Origin of the sequence: Nesterenkonia sandarakina, assembly GCF_013410215.1 — a bacterium.
Classification (GTDB): Bacteria; Actinomycetota; Actinomycetes; order Actinomycetales; family Micrococcaceae; genus Nesterenkonia; species Nesterenkonia sandarakina.
Genome location: NZ_JACCFQ010000002.1, coordinates 37,366 through 53,695 on the forward strand (window position 1 = coordinate 37,366; position 16,330 = coordinate 53,695).

Genomic DNA, 16,330 nt, shown 5'->3' on the forward strand with positions numbered 1-16,330 from the left:
TCAATTGCACAGGAACTCCCACATCACTCGGTGACGAACTACACCTCAGCACGGTATCAACGGCACATTGCTTCAATCCTGAACTACGGGACCACCCGCATCGAAAGTGCGTTTCAACCCTTAGGTTGCAAGGCATCGGGGAGGATTGTCCGTCCGAGGTTGCGGTTCCGGATACCGTAGGGATCTATGAGTAGCCTCTGGGACGGTCTAGCCATTCTTGTATTTGGCCTGGTGTTCCTGGTTTTCCACCGGCCCCTGGGGTCATTCGTGCTGGAAACGAACGCTAAGCTGTTCCCCACGGCGGGCACCTTCATGAAGGAAAACACCGATCCCCGGGTAATGATCTTCCCCGCTATAGGGTTCATTGCCTTCGGCGTCCTCCTTATGCTGCGTGACTAATCTCCTCTGCCGCCGATATGCGCAAGCGCCTCGCAAAACTGGTCCCGCAGAATCACGGTCCAAGACGTCTCGTAACCCTTGGGTGAGCGCCATTTCTCGGGCAGTCGTTCTGGCACATCGACACATTCCCCCTAGTCACAGGCGGCTAACGATTCGCCCTAGAGGTTGTCGGCGCATACCCGGTCCTGCCTACGGTGAAGTCAGACGGATGACCCGAAGACGTTGTGGAGACATAACCCGATGACCCGCCACGCCACATTCCTCACAGCTTCTATCGCAGCTGGGACCCTTGTCCTGGCAAGCTGCAACTCCCCAGACGAGGACTCTGAACGGGCAGCAACCTCGCCTCCTCCGTCCCCCACGGTGGAAGAAAGCAGCCCCGAAGAGATCGAGACGCCTGAGCCCTCCCCCGAGGACACCGAGGCTGAAGAAGACGACGAATCCTCCACATCAGACGGAGATGAGCCTTCTGAGCCAGACGATGAGTCCACTCCCGTCGAGGAGACGCCCGAAAGCTCCCCTGGCACCGATGGGTCCCAGCAGGAAGAACCAGCGGGACAGGATGACCTCTCTGAGTTCTCCCAAGAGGTCAGTGCTACCGAGGATTTCCCTCACACCTCGGGCACGTGGGAGGAAGCACAGCACCTCGTTGAGGTGCGGGTTGGTCAACATGAAGGCTATGACCGGGTTGTCTTCGAGCACAGCGAGCCGAGTGAACTGGCGTACCAGGTGGAGTACGTGGACCGTCCCACCGACCAAGGCATGGGCGAACCCATTGATGTGCCCGGGAACGCCTATTTGGCGGTTTCTGTGAGTGGTCTAGGCATCGGACCTGGTCAGCAGGATCCTGATGCGGTGCTATCTGGTGCCATAGAGGACGTTCAGTCGCAGTCGGCACTTGTCCAAGGCGTACACGCGCAGGGGCCATTCGAAAGTCAAAGCACCTACTTCGTCGGACTCGATCAGCCGCGCGATTTCAGAGTGCAAATGGCCGAAGACCCTAACCGGATCATTCTTGATCTCGCGCACTAATTCTCCGGTGGGCGCCCCTAGGTCTCCTCGCTCCTCGACTGTCTCGTAAGGCTTGGGTTGCAAGACACTCGATGAGACACCTCTCCCCCGGCCTAAGTTCCGGGAGATCTCACGGGTTGGAGGGAGCGACCCGCCTCGCAACAAGGTCTTCGAACGCGCAATGCACACGAGCTTGGTTGCGAGACAGCCTTCGGAGTCGTTCGAGCCGCTGCCGGAGTGGTCTCGCTCGTGACGGTGTTGGCTAAGTCTTAGGGATGCTCTTCCGGGGCCGCCAGCACCCCTCGCTCCCGGATACTGCGCAACCAGAACCCGATCACTGTCACGATCGCAGCTACACCAAGTTGGAGCCACCCTGCGTTCACCCAGCCGCTCAGTGGGGACACCACCGGCTCTTCGAAGATGAACCGCATCAGCGCCCAGACCAACAAGACCACACCAGAGAACAGGACATACCTCCGCGCGGCCTCTGCACGAGACAACAGACTCAAAACCACCCCGACCACCCCTAGTAGGAGGTGGGCTGCGTGGGCCCACCACATAGTGGGCACAACACTGGGTCGAGAAGCAGCGGCGGTCACCGGACCGGTGTCAAACCCCTGGGGACCACTCACGTCTAAGAGAACTCCGAGGACCCCCAGGGCGAACAATCCGAAGCCGACGGACAGAGCGGTCAAACGGGCGAACCTCTCCCGTTTAGTGTCCGCGGGAACAGTCCAAGCTGGAAACGACCGACGGCCCCGATCTTCACGGTCCCGCTCGATCTCGCTCACAGTTGCTGCGCCGCCGTCGTTACGCGGCGCTGAGACCGAGGCGATCAGTCGACTCACCCGGGTCTGCGACCGGCCCCGTCATGGCCGGTGTCGCCGTTTCCCCCTCAGTCGACGCCGTCAACTCGCGGAGCTCAGTGCTCGCCAGGAGTTCAGCGTGCCCCGAGGGCTGAGTGTTCTGCAGGGTCCCGGTGTTCTGCGAATGTTCGGTGAGTTCTGAGATCACGGCGGAGGACTCCGCCCGAGCAATCGCAGCACTGGTGAGCATCCCACGCAAGACACGGCCCTGGATCACCGGGGCATACTCCACCTGGTGTGTGGCCATGAGATTCAGCGCCTCTTCAACCGTGGTCTCGGTGGAAACGACCGGCGCGGTAGTGCGCATCAGGTGCTGGGCCCGCAGGGAGTACGCCAGGTCTCCCATAGAGGCCAGCACCCGGTCGAGCTCGCTCTGGGCCACGACCCCAAGGAACTCTCCGCCGGTATCGCACAGCGGTAATGCCTCGTGACCCGTTCGCTGAAGGGCTGAGGCAACCTCCGTCAGAGATGCGTCGATCAGCAGCCGTTCGGGGCGGGGATCCATCAGGTCTTCAATGACGTGCACGCGTAGCTCTCCTATGCGGGGGTCGATACGAAATAAGAAGGGGCGGGTCGGAGCTGGTCCGACCTGTTGTCATCAGCTTTATGGGCGCCCTACACACGGGCTCGGGCCACCAGCGGCCACGAAACCAACTATGTCGGCCGGTCCGAGGTGATCGCAGTTCAGGATGGATGTGCTTGAGAAGGCGCCTCGAGAGTCAAGGGCCGGGTTTCGGCAGTGGTCGCTGCAACGGTGGGTGAGAAAATGGTGATCAGTGCTTTAGCGCTGATCAAGAGCGCGGAGACCAACAAGGCTGCGAGGACGAACGCGTTCAGTGTGTGTATCAGTGCCATGTCCATGACGAGGTCCTTCGATCAGAGTGTCAACGACTAGATAGCTCAGCTGCTGAGAAGGCCCCGGAGCTCAACCAGAGGTGGTTGAGGAGGGGGCGACCTTGAACTGGAGATCGCGGGAGGCAAAGGTTTCCCCGAGCATCCGTTCGACGTTGGGGATCACGCCGTGATCGATGAGTTCCATCACCGCAGAAGGATCGATCTCGGCCACCAGCGTGCAGGTCAAGTGGAAGACCAGCTCTGAAGGGGCACCGGAGATCTCCACGATGGCGGATTCCACATCCTTGTGTGCCATCAAACCTGCCGCGGAGGCCTTGGCCATCTGGTCGTAGCGCTGAAGGCCACGGGGAGCCACACCGGCCTGAGGGTGTGCTGCGAGATCTCGACGCTGATCATCGAGGACCTGGTCGTTTATGACGTCGTCCTTGACGTCGTCTGCCAGCGGGTGAGTGCTGGGCGTTGAAGTCTGCGGGGGGATTGGTTCTGCGTACGTCTGCGTGTCGTCCATCGTGTCTCTCCTGCACCCACTGGGTCTGCCGCGCGATCCACCCTCTTCGGTGGCCAACGCCCAAACTCTCTTGAATAGAACATCCCCCTGTAACAGTTAGACGCTATAACGGTTAGACCGTGTAATGCAATCGTGTATAGTGCTGGCGATAAGGAGGCGATCGCGATGAGTCAGACCGACTCGAGCACCGCAACACCGTCGAAGGTCGTAACTGTAGAGTCCACCGATCACCACGCATTGGCGCCTGTTCAGGACCATGAAGCAGCTGAGGCAACGGCCCTCTCTGGGGATCCAGGCGGATATTGGTACGGGCGCAATGAGGAGTCGTTCTCCTCGATCGATCTGCTCAATCTCTTGCGTCAGTACCGTGAGGCTGAGAAGCAGATGCGCGCCAGGACCAGGGAATCAATGCGGATGGGTGAGACCGACCTTGTAGCCCTTCGCTTCCTGGTCAAGGAACGCTCTGCAGGCCGGGTACCGCGCCAGCGTGATCTCGCTGCAGCTCTGCAACTGACCCCGGCTTCGACGAGCGTTCTGGTCGATCGCCTGTCGAAGGACGGGTACATCCGTCGGATCCCGCACCCTGCAGACCGCCGGTCAGTCGGACTACGGGTTCTCGGTGAGACCGACCGCGAGGTCAAAGCCACACTGAGTGGCATGCATGCCCGCATGATTGCCGAAACCGAAGCCCTCTCAGAGGAAGAGCGCTCCGGTGCGGCCCGTTTCTTGCGTGGACTCATCCGTAGCGTCAGCGAGCACTAGACCGGGCGTGTGGTAGCAACACGGAGCGCTGGCAGATCAAGTTGGATCAGGCAAGGTATTTAGTGCTGTGAGGTCTACCCGAGAGGGGTAGTTCTTCGAGCCCGATATTCCGGGAGCGATGATCTCGACTAGGCAAGAATCTCTTGTGGATCACCAATGCGCCCAGGGCGCCGCCATGAAGGGACTCATCGATCCAGCGCGAATTGGGGCCTTTTAGATCTTCGCAGAGCCTGGTGCGACACGAATCTCGCGTGAGACGGTGATGTCACCGGTGTTTGTGTGGCTCCGGTGGCCCGCCCGAGGCGCATCCCTGGGCGGGCCTCTCTTCACCCCATCGGAGCTGGCGGGCTGCACAGTAGTTTCCGTGGCTTGCCTCTGAAGCCAGGGCTGGTCTGTCTGAGAGATTAACATCAGGCGGGCTCCTTAGCCCGCCGCTCTACTCAGCAGAGCCACACGCTAGGGGGATTCCTGAGCGAGCGATTATTTGAGCAGGGTATACATGCTGGGAATCCGCAAACGACATCACGCCTGGTCACAAGCCACTAACAATCCGTCAAATCAGTTGTCTCAGGGAACCAGGTCATGACTACGGTGGATCTGCCACCCGTATGTCCTCGACTCTTGGAGACACTCTCAATGATCAGGCGACCCGCGCTCTTTACTGCTGCGCTTACTGCCAGCGCCCTGGCACTGACAAGCTGCGGCTCGGCCGACGAGGATGCAGACACGGTCGCTTCCACCCCGGACCAGTCCTCCACTGAAACAGAGTCACCCTCCACCTCAACCGGCGCCGGCCCCACAGCTGAGGGTGACGATGATGACGGGGACGAGGCGGTCACTGAGGAGGAGCCCGAGGTCGAGGACGAAACCGAGACTCCCGACCCGTCTCCCTCTGAGGGGCAGGCATCGCCCACTGAAGACGAGTCGAACGGTGATGAACCAAGCGGAGATATCTCCAGCTCTCTCGATCCTGAGGAATTCACCCTGAACGGCGTTACTCAGGAAGCTGAGCAGGGCTCTGATATTACTGACCTGGGTGAACTGGTCGATGTCCGGGTCGGGGTCCACGACCAGTACGAGCGACTGGTGATTGAGTTCACCGGTAGCGGGGCGCCGAACTCGTTTAGTACTGAGTTCACAGATGACCCCATGATCCGGATGACCGAGGAGCCCCTCGAGATCCCCGGGGACTCCGCCCTGTACTTGCGCATCAGCAACCTCTACGCCGGAGCTTTTGAAGACAGTCCCGCTGGTGATGACCGGCTCGCGCTTGAAGAGCAACCCGTCGTGTTGGAGAACAGCAGCATCTTCACCGAAGTCCACTATGGCGGTCGCACGGAGGCTCTCGGAGAGTTCTACATCGGTATCGATACCGAACGACCGGTCCGCGTCGAGGCTCTGGATGACCCCTCGCGCATCGTCTTCGACGTCTCGACCCCCTAGAAACCCTGGCCCATTCAACCTGCCGCGGCCTGGACCTCTGCTGTGCCCGATAACGACTAGTGAAGCGAGACTGAATCTATGCCGCGGAGCACCTTCTTTAGCTTCCACCCCGAGCATGAGCCCTTTAGGTCGACCATCGTGTGCGAGAGCCCCCAACTGGAGGAACGCCATAAGGCTTGGATCCGATCCTCGCGGTGGAACCGGGTCAGTCCGGCAGATGACTCCACCACGGCTCATCTGCTGCTGAAGAGCCTGAAGCACACCGCTGTCACGGCGGTGTTGATCGGCCCGGACACCACGAACCATCGATGGGTCCAACACTTGATCGAGATAAGCCGTAAGCGGGGGAACGGGCTGTTCGGCATCTACCTGCATAACATCAAGAACGAGGAAGGACAGATAGCACCCAAAGGAGAGAACCCGTTACCACCGGGGTGCCCCACCTACGACTGGGTCTTTGACCACGGTCCGAGCAACCTCGCGGCATGGGTCGACGCGGCCTACTATGCACCCTGACCCCCGGCTCCCCCGCCAGGAGCTCGAAGCACATCCAAACAGCAACGTGAGCACTCCTCGAGAGCCTGCAGCGCGTCTATGACCAATGCCACCGAGAACGACTCTTTTTCGGAAGTGTCTGCCCCACACCTTGGGACCCCCAACTCCAGCGGAGCTCACCTAGATCGCCGTGCCGCACTAGCCATGTTCGGTTCAGGTGTGGTGGTCTCCGCGATCTCCGCCTGCTCCAGGGGCCCCTCGAAACCAGCACCAACGCCTGCTGCCACGAAGACCGCCCCACCAGTGCCGTCAGCGGCCCCGGACCAAGGCCAGACCGGTGTGGCGTCGCGGGAGGAGATCATCGCGAATTACCAGAACGTCGCACCCGGAGAGTTCGGACCAGACATCCCTGGAATCAAGGTTGCACTCCCTCCGGGCAGCACGGTCGCTGCGATCACTCTTGATGCCTGTGGTGGCCCCAACGGTTCAGGACTTGATCGGCAGATCCTGGACACCCTGCGGTATTTCCAGATCCCGGCGACGCTGTTCATCAACCAACGGTGGGCCCAAGAGCACCCCGAAACGATGGGGGAACTTGTCGACGATACGTTGTTCGATATCGAGAATCACGGCACAAAACATCTGCCCCTGTCGGTGGATGGTCAGGCCGTCTACGGGATCGAGGGAACCCGTTCCGTTGGGGAGGTCTATGACGAGATCATGGGCAACCAGGAGTACCTACGATCTGAGTATGGCGTCCAATGCCAGTTCTTCCGGCCCGGCACCGCGTTTCTTGATGAGACCTCGGCGCAAATTTGTCTTGACCTGGGTCTGACACCTGCGGGGTTCAGCCTCAACCTCGATAATGGGGCGACTCTTCCTGCGGAGAGCGTGGAGGAACGGGTGACTCATTTTGCCGGTGGGGATATCGGGCTGGGTCACTTCAATATCCCCTCGTCCGGGACTGGCACAGGCCTGGCAAGAGCACTCCCGCAGCTCATGGAACGAGACATTGAGTTCGCCACTCTCCGGCAGGCAACGCGGTGACGTTCAAAAACACAATGTGCGCACAATGGGAGTAACAGCGGCCCCCACTGACGAAGGCTGAGCCCGCAAGGAGGTAGGGCTATTTCCTGTTCGAGCGCACTCTCGTGGGGCTCAGACCGTAGAACCTCGAAGACTTGGTCGAAGGGTTCACATTCCGTCTGTCGTTCTCCACGGTGTTGGCGAGAACCTCTGTCCTGGAACTCCACAGTCATTGCACCGTACGGCGGACTAATAGGGCCCACGGTGCTTTCGCATCATGTCTGATGATGAGGTGAGCCTCCTTGCGGCTTATAACCCCGGCGTGACTACACCAAGAGCGTCTGACTAGTCGCTTGGTGCACATAGGCTCCATTAGAGGCAGTTGGTTCTGTCGTTGAACGGGGATATCCCTGAGGTATCCAGCGGGAACTTATGTCCGTACCCCCGAGTAATGTCAGCTTATGTTTGCCCCACCTAACTCATTGCACACACTCCCGCATCCTTTCTACGACCGCGAGCTCACGATGACTGATATAGCAGCGTTAGCGATCGCCCTTGAGGTCACCCCACTGGAGGTCTTGAAGTCTCTCCATCGTTCTGGAGATTAGACACTCGACATCCACTTGAAGCACTGAGGCGATGGAGAACAGGTGGGAGACCGGTATGTCACGTTTCCCGTTGAGATACCGGTGGACGGTGGAGTCCGCCAGTCCAGAAGCGACTGCGACGTCCTTCATCGTCATCTGACGAGCGGCTCGTTCGGCGCGGAGTTGCGCCGCTAGAGCGGACGCAAATTCTGATGCTCGATTATCCATTCATTCATTGTATACCCCCTTCGGACATCAGAACTGTCCAAATGGGCATACTTCGCCGTTGCAACTGTCCGTTCGAGCAATTAATGTATCCATATGGACAGATCCAGACTGGTTTCGCATCGCATCCGAGATGCACTACTCAACGCAAATCGAACCCAGGAATGGCTGTCCATGAAAACAGGAATAAGCCATAGGACACTATGCCGCAAAATGAGTACACGGACTGATTTTACAGTCACGGAAGTATGGAAAATATCAACTGCTTTAAATCTAGGATTGACTACTTTTTTTGAGGCGACAGGTGATGAGAGGCACGGAAATTTGTGAACTAGCATGAGAAAAATTCCAGACGCCAAAATAAGGATAATAATTTACCATGTTGTGGCCGCCGCACTATTCGTGGCACTTGTTACCGATTCAATTACGGCACAGCAGGTTAACGAGTATCTTTATGTTTTGACTCTAATACTTGGTATTGGTGGAGTTGAAGTGGCTGCAAGAACTGCCAAGTTGAAAACAAATAAAAAAGAGGATTTTGAGGATAAAAATGGTTAACATTATTAGTCGTGAAGAGTGGGGCGCTACCCAGGTCGATGGGAATGGAAGTCGACAGCCTTCGAACCTCGTCAGGGTTCTCCACCACTCGGCTGGGCCGACCCCTTCAACGGGAAACAGCCTGTCTGCCGACATCGCCGTCGTCCAGAACCTTGAGGTTATTGGGCAAAACCGGTTCGAGCGTGGGATTTCATATACCTTCATTGTGACCCCCGCTGGACGAGTCTTCGAAGGTCACTCGATTGGTCGGGTCGGCACTCACACACTGGGCCAGAACTCTACCGGCGCCGGTATCTGCATTCCCGGCGATTACACCTCGCAGGACATCTCGACCGCCGCTGAAAATGCGCTGATCGAACTGCTCCAGGAGGGTGTGGACAGAGGCTGGTGGACTAGCTCATCCATCAGTGGTGGACATCGGGACTACGTCGCAGGGGAATGCCCAGGAGACATCCTGTACTCCCGGATCGATGAGATCAATGCTCGCGCGCAGGGGGGATCACCCGACCCCGGCGACCCGGATGATGACAACGGTGGTGGCGTCACCCCGGGGCCGTTCACCGGTTTTATCCGTGCCACCGCCGATGGTGATCTCCGTGTAGGACCCTCTTCCAGCAGCAGCTTCGTACGGACTGTCCTTGAGGGCCAGATCATGCTTGCCGCAGAAGGAGAGGCAGAGTGGTGGACTCGAGTCGGCGATTATTGGTTCCCCAACCGCCGGGTGCAGTCCAGCGGTGGCGTGGTTGCTCGCGGACTTCTGCACGGACAGTGGCCAGACCGAGACATGCGTGTCGTCGGAGAGATCGGCACCGAAGCTGACTTCGCTTGGCGGGAACTACTCGCGCAGGTGGGCTTCAACACGGGCAACGCATACCTGGACCGCCACGCCTGGCTGGGTTCACGAGGGTACTCCGGAGCGCACACACAGCGCCTCCAGCAGTTCCTCCGGGATCGGATCGATCCCAACGACGGCCTGCCCTTCTACCGAAACGCAGCGGGTACAGGTCCTGGTGAAGTGGACAACTCCAGGGGTCCGCGCACAAATCAGGGAGAGATCCGTTTCCTGAACTGGCAGCGAGAGTTCTTCGACAACGTTGAATACTACTCACACTATTCTTCGTAAATCGAATAATAGTGAGGCTGCATAAATAAATCTTGGTGGCCCAGTACGTGAAACTTGCACCTACTGGGCCACCAGGTGTCTTTTCGCTTTGGATACTGAAACCACACTTTGATTATTAAAGGCCTCCCAGAGCATTCGTCCGGTAAGGCCCCAGCCCTTGTCCAGATGCCCCGGTGTCGCTGCTGTCAGCTCGCTAGCCTTGACCCCTTCGGCACGCCATCCGACTAGGACATCGTCTTTGCTCTCAAATCGGGAGTAACCCCTAAATCGGTGGTCGCGAGACGAGTGTCGCCGAGCGTAAGGGAGTGCCGGGGAAGCAATCTGGTAGAGGACTACTAGGCCTAAGTGACCAGTTAGTTGTCACAGCGAAATATTTCCGTCGACAAGTGAGCTGAGTTACTCTGAACGAGTCGCGGTCGAGGTCCTCGAACGCGATCAAACCATTGTGACGAGGAGTCCCTCTGATGCGTAAATCCAAATTCTTCGCAGTCCCGACACTGGCCTTAGGAGCGATGCTCCTCAGCGCTGGCCCCGCAATGGCCCACTCCGGCCATGGCCCCGAGACCGACGGCGCCGCCACCCTTGATGAGAGCCAGACCTGGTCCTCCCAGGCGTCCCTGGCGTCCTTGAACAACAGCGGAACCATCGGCGATGTCCTGATCGAGGGCCAGGGCAACCAGGCCACGGTCTACATGACAGTCGAAGGCGCCGCCGAGACCTTCATGGACGGGCCTTTCCCCCATGCCCAGCACATCCACTTCGGCGCCCAGGGTGTTTGCCCACCAGACAGCGCGGACCAGAACGGCGACGGTGCGGTCAACGTCGAAGAAGGCGCACCCTTCTACGGCGGCATCGGATCCTCGCTGACCATCGAGGGTGACACCTCGGCCGATTCAGCTCTGGCCGTGGAGCGCTTCCCCGGTGGCAGCAGCTACACCTACGAACGGACTATCGAGCTTCCTGATGACGTAGTGGACTCCATTTCGAGTGGCACCGGCGTCGTCGTGGTCCACGGTGTCGATCCAACACTCCTGAGTGAGGAGGCCGCGAATGCTCCCTCGGAGCTTGATGAGTCGCTGCCCCTGGCCGCGACCCTGCCCGCAGCCTGTGGCACGCTGCTTGCCTCGCAGATGGAGCAGATGCCTGAGGGGGGCGCTGACACCGGCGTGGCTGGCGGAAGCTCTGAGGGTACCGGGATGGCCCTGGCAGCAGGTGGTGGAGCCCTGGCTTTGGGCGCCATCGGTGCCGGCGCCTACGTGATGCGTAAGCGCACCAGCGAATCGTGATCTCGAGCCGACAAGGGTAGACTCGCCCCAAGTGACTCACGTCACCTGAGTAATGAGATTATTCGCAGGTGCGAAGTAGTGGCCTCGCGGGACTTCAATAGTCCTGTGGGGCCACTACTGTTCTATCACTCTTGGCGCTGCTTACCACCCTGTTGCCGAAGCGTCCGTGGCGTCTATTTCTCGACGGATATACCCGACATGGGTCAGTAGGGCGGAGCAACAAAGCAGCTGCGCGTAAGCCGATCCTTGAGCGTGCATCACGCGCGGCACTGTAGTCATACTTGAGGCCACGGCTCACCTCTCGGATCGGAGCGGACAGATCATAGAGCCAAGTGGTTCCTGACCCGCGCCGCGGGTCGAATCAGCTCGGGCAGGTCCAGCCCACGGGTTCTATGGTTAATACCGAAGCACCAACCCTGATGAGTCAAAAACGTATCCCGGCGACACTTCCCTCCCCTCGACCGGTGAAACCCTCGGTTCAGCCCTACGCATGCCTCTCCTCGGCATTGCCTACGTTCGTCTACGGGGTAGCTGGGCGTTCGATTCCCCGGCTTACACCACGGAACTGGCGGGATTGACCCCAATGGAGTACGAAGCAATCATGAGCCCCGGCGTCGCTCTCGCGGCGTGACTTTAACTGTCACCTATCGGTGCGGCAGACCCTGTAAGAAGTTCGATCCGATGATGTCGACTGTGGTCTCCCACAACGCAGCGGCGTTCTTCGCGTTACGAGCGGCACCGGAGGGCTTGCGTACTGCCGGAGGGTATGCCTCACGCAGTGAGTACTGGTGGGTTGCCCTTGCACAGTTCGTCCTCTATCTCGTCCTTGCCGGGATCTACGCAGCAGTCTTCACAAGCCTCCTCGATGGTTCTCCGAATCTTGAGACCTACAACACCGGGATGAGTGCGGGATTTGAAGCTGAGGGTGGCGCAGCCGTGGCCCTGATGGCGATCAGCCTGGTCAACCTCGGCGTAGCTCTTGCGCTTCTGATCCCCACCTTGTCAGTGACATGGCGTCGCCTCCATGACGCGGGGTTCCCCGGCCCTTTCTACTTCTTGGCCCTCATCCCTGTCATCGGTCCTATTCTGCTGCTGGTCTTTTTGGCGTTCCCCACCCGCCAAGAACGACACAAAACCATCTGGACAGACCCGATCAACGACTAGGGCAGGCCCCCAAGCGAGTTACGAAGCAACCGGGCCTCACACGGTGGGGCGCAGGCTCTGAAGCCTCCATGTTCTGTCGTGCAGATGACTCCCCAGACGAAGTCGATCCAGAAAGGTCAATGAGGTGCACGGAAACTCATTCCTCAGCAGGCCGCCAAGTCAGCGTGGCGTGGTCCGATCTCGCCCTCAGCGCTAGGGGTACTAGGCACCCGTGTGGTTCGGGTCTACGGTGCACAGTCGGAACGCGCATCTAATCGTCGACTTCACTTTGGACAGCCTCGCGACCCTCGACGCCTACTCTGTCCAGCGGGTTCACAGGTATGCCCCAGGGACGGAGGCGACGTATCGGCCACCACCTTGCGAGACGCTACAGGGGATGGGTCTGTCTCACGATCCGACCCCGGTTCTGCACCAGGACCAGCTGTTACTGTGGCGCCACTACGGCCGAGAGGAACGCGACGGCAGCGACACTGAGAGCCCCTATGAGAACCACCGCAGCAATGTGGAATCGCAGCTGGTCACGCAGGATCCCGATAAACTCTCGGATCACGGCACTGGGCAAGAAGTACCATGCCGTTTTCGCCCCGATGACGTGTGCCCGCATGCCCAGCTGTCGGGTCAGGAGAGCAGCTCGAAATGCGTGATAGCTGCTGGTGACCACCAACACGGGAGACTGTGGGTCCGATACCAGCGCGCGGGAGAACTCGAGGTTCTCTGCTGTATTTCTTGACGCCGTCTCTGGGATGACCTGGTCCGGTTCAGTGCCCTGGCCGATCAGGTAATCACGCATCGCCTGACCTTCAGGCACTGGTTCGTCCGGGCCCTGTCCACCACTGGTGACCAGCAGCGGCGCCTCGTATCGGCGCTGTGCCTCTAAGCCCTTGTCCAATCTGCCTGCCAGCAATGGCGGGACCCGACCGTCGATCAGACCTGCCCCAAGCACGATGACCGCCTCCGGGGTGAGTCGGACCGGTCTCCATCGGTACAGCAGAGAAGCCACCAGAAAGACCGCGAAGCAGAATCCGAAGTACCCCACCAGCAGCGTGACGGCCAGGTGCAGTCCATAGCGGATCAAGTAGCCCACATCGTCGCGGACGATCCCGTCGGGTTCAAGCAGCCGCAAAGTCGTCGGAAGAACCACCAAGGCTACGCCCCCGAGCAGAGCCAGAGCGTTACCGAGAGAGCGGCTCTCCCGCCGAAGCACGGTCACCCCGCTCCACAGGAGAAACACAGTCAAGACCGGGTAACCCAGGACGTTGCCTGCCACCAGGATCACCAGCACGGTGACGCCAGTGCCCAGGAGCACCCCCGAGTGTCCAAGCTCCAGCGCGAGGAATCCACCAGCGACCAAAGCGATCAGCGCTGCGGCCATTCCCAGGATGAACGCCCCGAGCCGGCGGCCGTCCCGGACGTACTTCCCCAACCCCCAGCCTGCTGCTACGACACCCAACAGCAGCGCAATCCCCCACACCCAGGACAGCGTCATCCCTGGTCATCCTGAGCCGGGACGGTGGCGCTGCATTCCACGGCTTCACCAGGAGCGCTTGATTCTGCTTCCACCAACGTTTCAGAGTCATCGATGATCACAGCGCATCCCAGGACGACGCCGGGGACACCAGCAACAGAGACCGACACGTCGTCATCGACTCGACCGAGTGTTTCAAACTGTGCCGGTTCAGAGCTCTCAGTCACGGTGGTCGCAACGGTCTCTTGCTCGCTGAGACCTGTTTCACGCCATTGGTACTCAACGCGCAGGTTCTCGCTCCCAGCCTCTCCTGAAACCGTGTGGATTTCGTAGGTCACCGCGCGTGAGTCCTCGAAGAAACCGCAGCTGCTCAGAGCGAGACCAAGGGTCATCCCCACGACGCTGATGGAGATGCCGGATCGCATCTTCTTGGTCGCTGTTGGGCCTGTGTGCCCGTAGGTGCTGATGACGGTCATGCTCATTCTCCTCAGATGCTCATCGGTGGCCCGCGATGACTGGACGCGGGTGGGTTTGAAGAAGGGGTGCCTGATCTCAGGCGCCTAGAGGACGCGGGGCACCTGTGTGCGAGGACCTTGATGGGATCTCGTCGTTGGTGCCGAGGCGTCGGCGCTGCCGGTCTTTGCTTGTCTCGTTAGGCGTCACTGCGCGTGAAGCGCAGCGCTCCCAGTGTGAGTGGGACGCCCACCCAGATCAGTAGGCCGATACCTGCCTGCCAAGGCTCTAAGGCTGCGATGAGGCCACCCTGACCAGTCCCTGGGTTGACAAGAGTGTTCACCAGGTTCGTGTACTCGACCTGCAGCAGGGTCTCTACCCAGGCGGCGCCACCGGTGATGTCATAGAGGATCACCGTCACGATCTGCATCACGAACAGAATGATTGCCAGTACGACGATGCCTCCGGCCGCGCTGCGCAGCAGCACTCCTAAGCCGAAGCCCAGCAGCGCGGTCAGCGTCACCGTGGCCCAGGTCGCGGCGTACATCGCAGCGATCTCAGCATCGAAGATGTCCCCCGGGCTCAATGACTCAGCGATAAAGCTGGTCAGCAGGTGACTCGCTACGACTAGAATGGCCGCCACTACAGCCGCCCACATCACAAGAGCCACAGCCTTAGCACTGAGCAACAGTGATCGCCGCGGCACTACGGTCACACTTGATCGGATAGCCCCGGTGGAGCACTCCGTGGAGATTGCGATCACACCAAGAGAGCCCAGTAAGAACATGGCGAAGTAGCTGCCGGCTTGGCCCTGGGTCGCTACCTCCATGGCGTCGCCAGCGCTGCCGGGATTATCGGCCATAAGGTGCTGGACGGAGAACGCCACCACACCGGCCATGAAACCGCCCAGGCCGATGGTGATGACCGAGAGCCACCAGCAGGTGCGCAGCGCGTTGAGCTTGACGATCTCTGATCGGATGGCCCCAGTCAGGCTTACCCCGGGGGATGTGGTGTCTACGGAGAAAGTCCGCGCAGCTGCAGTGTTGGTATGTGTGGGGTTCACTGTGTGACCTCCTGCTGGGTGGCTTCCTGCTGGGTGGCCTCCTGGGTGGTGCCGCCGGAGCGGTATTCAACGTGGTCGCCGGTGAGTTTCATGTATTGGTCCTCGAGGCTGGTCTCCTGCGGGGCTAGCTCGTGGAGCACGACCTGGGTATCTAGTGCGCGGCGTCCGATGATGCGGGGGTCCAGCCCACCGACCTTCAGGGTCTCTGCATCCAGGTGGGTGATGGTCACACCGTCAGCGCTCAGGGCATTGGCCAGATCAGCGGCCTGCTCTGTGCGCACCAAGACCTGCTGATCTTCTGCGTCGAGGAGCTCATGGATAGGAGCGTCGGCGATGAGACGTCCGCGACCCAGGACGATCAGGTGATCTGCTGTCTGAGACATTTCGCTCATCAGATGCGAGGAGAAGAAGACCGTACGGCCTTCAGCAGCCATATCTCGGGCCAGGCGGCGCACCCAGCGCACACCTTCGGGGTCAAGCCCATTGACAGGTTCATCGAAGATCAACACCGCAGGGTCTCCCAAGAGCGCCGCGGCGATCCCCAGCCGCTGGTTCATACCCAGGGAGTAGCCCTTGATGCGTTTGCCGGCTGCCTCGCCCAGGCCGGTGAGGTCGATGACCTCTTGGACCCGTTTGTTGCTGATCTTGTGGGTTGCAGCGAGGGCTTTCAGGTGCGCCTTGCCGGTGCGCCCCGGGTGGGTGGCCCCGGCGTCGAGGACGGCGCCCACGGTGCGCATCGGCGCTTTGTGCTGGGCGTAGGGTTTTCCATCGATCGTGATGGATCCAGAGGTCGGCCTGTCCAGGCCCACCCCCATGCGCATCGTGGTGGACTTCCCGGAACCATTCGGACCGAGGAAGCCTGTGACCTTCCCCGGCTGCAGTTGGAAACTGATGCCATCGACTGCGGTCTTTGCTCCGTACCTCTTATGGAGGTTCTCAGCGGTGATCAAGTGTTCGACTCCCTTACTGCTTTACTGCTTTATTGCGTTACTTCGTTGCACGTTCTTGTTCGTCGCGTGATTCTGACCCTCAGTAGATACG

The 16,330-nt window shown here is 59.8% G+C and carries 18 protein-coding genes; 9 read left to right on the plus strand and 9 right to left on the minus strand.

Features of this window, described 5'->3' with window-relative positions; all coding sequences use genetic code 11:
* The first annotated feature begins 762 nt into the window (after positions 1 to 762).
* Entirely contained in the window at positions 763 to 1,431 is a 669-nt protein-coding gene (locus tag HNR11_RS13490; protein ID WP_179443066.1) for an AMIN-like domain-containing (lipo)protein, read from the plus strand.
* 248 nt (positions 1,432 to 1,679) lie between these two features.
* On the opposite strand, the gene HNR11_RS14380 is transcribed toward HNR11_RS13490, so the two are convergent.
* The 4 genes from HNR11_RS14380 to HNR11_RS13510 all read right to left on the minus strand — a co-directional run bounded on the left by HNR11_RS14380 (position 1,680) and on the right by HNR11_RS13510 (position 3,639).
* A complete protein-coding gene (locus HNR11_RS14380; protein ID WP_425488278.1) occupies positions 1,680 to 2,258 on the minus strand; it encodes a DUF4383 domain-containing protein in 579 nt (192 codons plus the stop codon).
* On the minus strand, positions 2,221 to 2,802 hold the full coding sequence (locus HNR11_RS13500) for a CBS domain-containing protein (protein WP_179443068.1): 582 nt from the start codon (positions 2,800 to 2,802) through the stop codon (positions 2,221 to 2,223). Before HNR11_RS13500 ends, HNR11_RS14380 begins: the two co-directional genes overlap by 38 nt.
* Before the next feature lie 158 nt (positions 2,803 to 2,960).
* Positions 2,961 to 3,137, minus strand: coding sequence for a hypothetical protein (locus tag HNR11_RS13505; protein ID WP_179443069.1), 177 nt, complete (start codon positions 3,135 to 3,137; stop codon positions 2,961 to 2,963).
* A 64-nt stretch (positions 3,138 to 3,201) separates the two neighbouring features.
* The gene (locus HNR11_RS13510; RefSeq protein ID WP_179443070.1) at positions 3,202 to 3,639 is read right to left on the minus strand and encodes a hypothetical protein; all 438 of its coding nucleotides are present in this window, start codon (positions 3,637 to 3,639) and stop codon (positions 3,202 to 3,204) included.
* A 165-nt stretch (positions 3,640 to 3,804) separates the two neighbouring features.
* On the opposite strand from HNR11_RS13510, the gene HNR11_RS13515 reads away from it, so the two are divergent.
* The 4 genes from HNR11_RS13515 to HNR11_RS13530 all read left to right on the plus strand — a co-directional run bounded on the left by HNR11_RS13515 (position 3,805) and on the right by HNR11_RS13530 (position 7,386).
* Entirely contained in the window at positions 3,805 to 4,401 is a 597-nt protein-coding gene (locus tag HNR11_RS13515; RefSeq protein WP_179443071.1) for a MarR family winged helix-turn-helix transcriptional regulator, read from the plus strand.
* 582 nt (positions 4,402 to 4,983) lie between these two features.
* A complete protein-coding gene (locus HNR11_RS13520; protein WP_179443072.1) occupies positions 4,984 to 5,844 on the plus strand; it encodes an AMIN-like domain-containing (lipo)protein in 861 nt (286 codons plus the stop codon).
* Positions 5,845 to 5,922: 78 nt separating this feature from the next.
* Positions 5,923 to 6,360, plus strand: a complete 438-nt coding sequence (locus HNR11_RS13525; protein ID WP_179443073.1) for a TIR domain-containing protein — start codon at positions 5,923 to 5,925, stop codon at positions 6,358 to 6,360.
* 318 nt (positions 6,361 to 6,678) lie between these two features.
* Complete coding sequence (locus HNR11_RS13530; protein ID WP_343050699.1) at positions 6,679 to 7,386, plus strand: polysaccharide deacetylase family protein; 708 nt, start codon at positions 6,679 to 6,681, stop codon at positions 7,384 to 7,386.
* A 521-nt stretch (positions 7,387 to 7,907) separates the two neighbouring features.
* Here HNR11_RS13530 and HNR11_RS14385 read toward each other — a convergent pair.
* Positions 7,908 to 8,180: a helix-turn-helix domain-containing protein gene (locus HNR11_RS14385; protein WP_179443074.1), complete on the minus strand. Its 273-nt coding sequence runs from the start codon at positions 8,178 to 8,180 to the stop codon at positions 7,908 to 7,910.
* Between the two features lie 333 nt (positions 8,181 to 8,513).
* On the opposite strand from HNR11_RS14385, the gene HNR11_RS13540 reads away from it, so the two are divergent.
* From HNR11_RS13540 to HNR11_RS13555, 4 genes are all read left to right on the plus strand, one after another.
* Entirely contained in the window at positions 8,514 to 8,735 is a 222-nt protein-coding gene (locus HNR11_RS13540; RefSeq protein ID WP_179443075.1) for a hypothetical protein, read from the plus strand.
* The gene (locus HNR11_RS13545; RefSeq protein WP_179443076.1) at positions 8,728 to 9,858 is read left to right on the plus strand and encodes a peptidoglycan recognition protein family protein; all 1,131 of its coding nucleotides are present in this window, start codon (positions 8,728 to 8,730) and stop codon (positions 9,856 to 9,858) included. The genes HNR11_RS13540 and HNR11_RS13545 overlap by 8 nt, the downstream gene beginning before the upstream one ends.
* A 464-nt stretch (positions 9,859 to 10,322) precedes the next feature.
* Positions 10,323 to 11,144, plus strand: coding sequence for a hypothetical protein (locus HNR11_RS13550; protein ID WP_179443077.1), 822 nt, complete (start codon positions 10,323 to 10,325; stop codon positions 11,142 to 11,144).
* A 681-nt stretch (positions 11,145 to 11,825) separates the two neighbouring features.
* Positions 11,826 to 12,308 carry a DUF805 domain-containing protein gene (locus HNR11_RS13555; protein WP_218850039.1) on the plus strand — a complete coding sequence of 161 codons (483 nt, stop codon included), beginning with the start codon at positions 11,826 to 11,828 and terminating at the stop codon, positions 12,306 to 12,308.
* A gap of 424 nt (positions 12,309 to 12,732) precedes the next feature.
* On the opposite strand, the gene HNR11_RS13560 is transcribed toward HNR11_RS13555, so the two are convergent.
* The 4 genes from HNR11_RS13560 to HNR11_RS13575 form a co-directional block, all read right to left on the minus strand.
* A complete protein-coding gene (locus HNR11_RS13560; RefSeq protein ID WP_179443078.1) occupies positions 12,733 to 13,794 on the minus strand; it encodes a YdcF family protein in 1,062 nt (353 codons plus the stop codon).
* On the minus strand, positions 13,791 to 14,249 hold the full coding sequence (locus HNR11_RS13565; protein WP_179443079.1) for a hypothetical protein: 459 nt from the start codon (positions 14,247 to 14,249) through the stop codon (positions 13,791 to 13,793). Before HNR11_RS13565 ends, HNR11_RS13560 begins: the two co-directional genes overlap by 4 nt.
* Before the next feature lie 176 nt (positions 14,250 to 14,425).
* Positions 14,426 to 15,289 carry an ABC transporter permease subunit gene (locus HNR11_RS13570; RefSeq protein ID WP_179443080.1) on the minus strand — a complete coding sequence of 288 codons (864 nt, stop codon included), beginning with the start codon at positions 15,287 to 15,289 and terminating at the stop codon, positions 14,426 to 14,428.
* Positions 15,286 to 16,239, minus strand: coding sequence for an ABC transporter ATP-binding protein (locus HNR11_RS13575; RefSeq protein ID WP_179443081.1), 954 nt, complete (start codon positions 16,237 to 16,239; stop codon positions 15,286 to 15,288). The genes HNR11_RS13570 and HNR11_RS13575 overlap by 4 nt, the downstream gene beginning before the upstream one ends.
* Positions 16,240 to 16,330 lie beyond the last annotated feature (91 nt).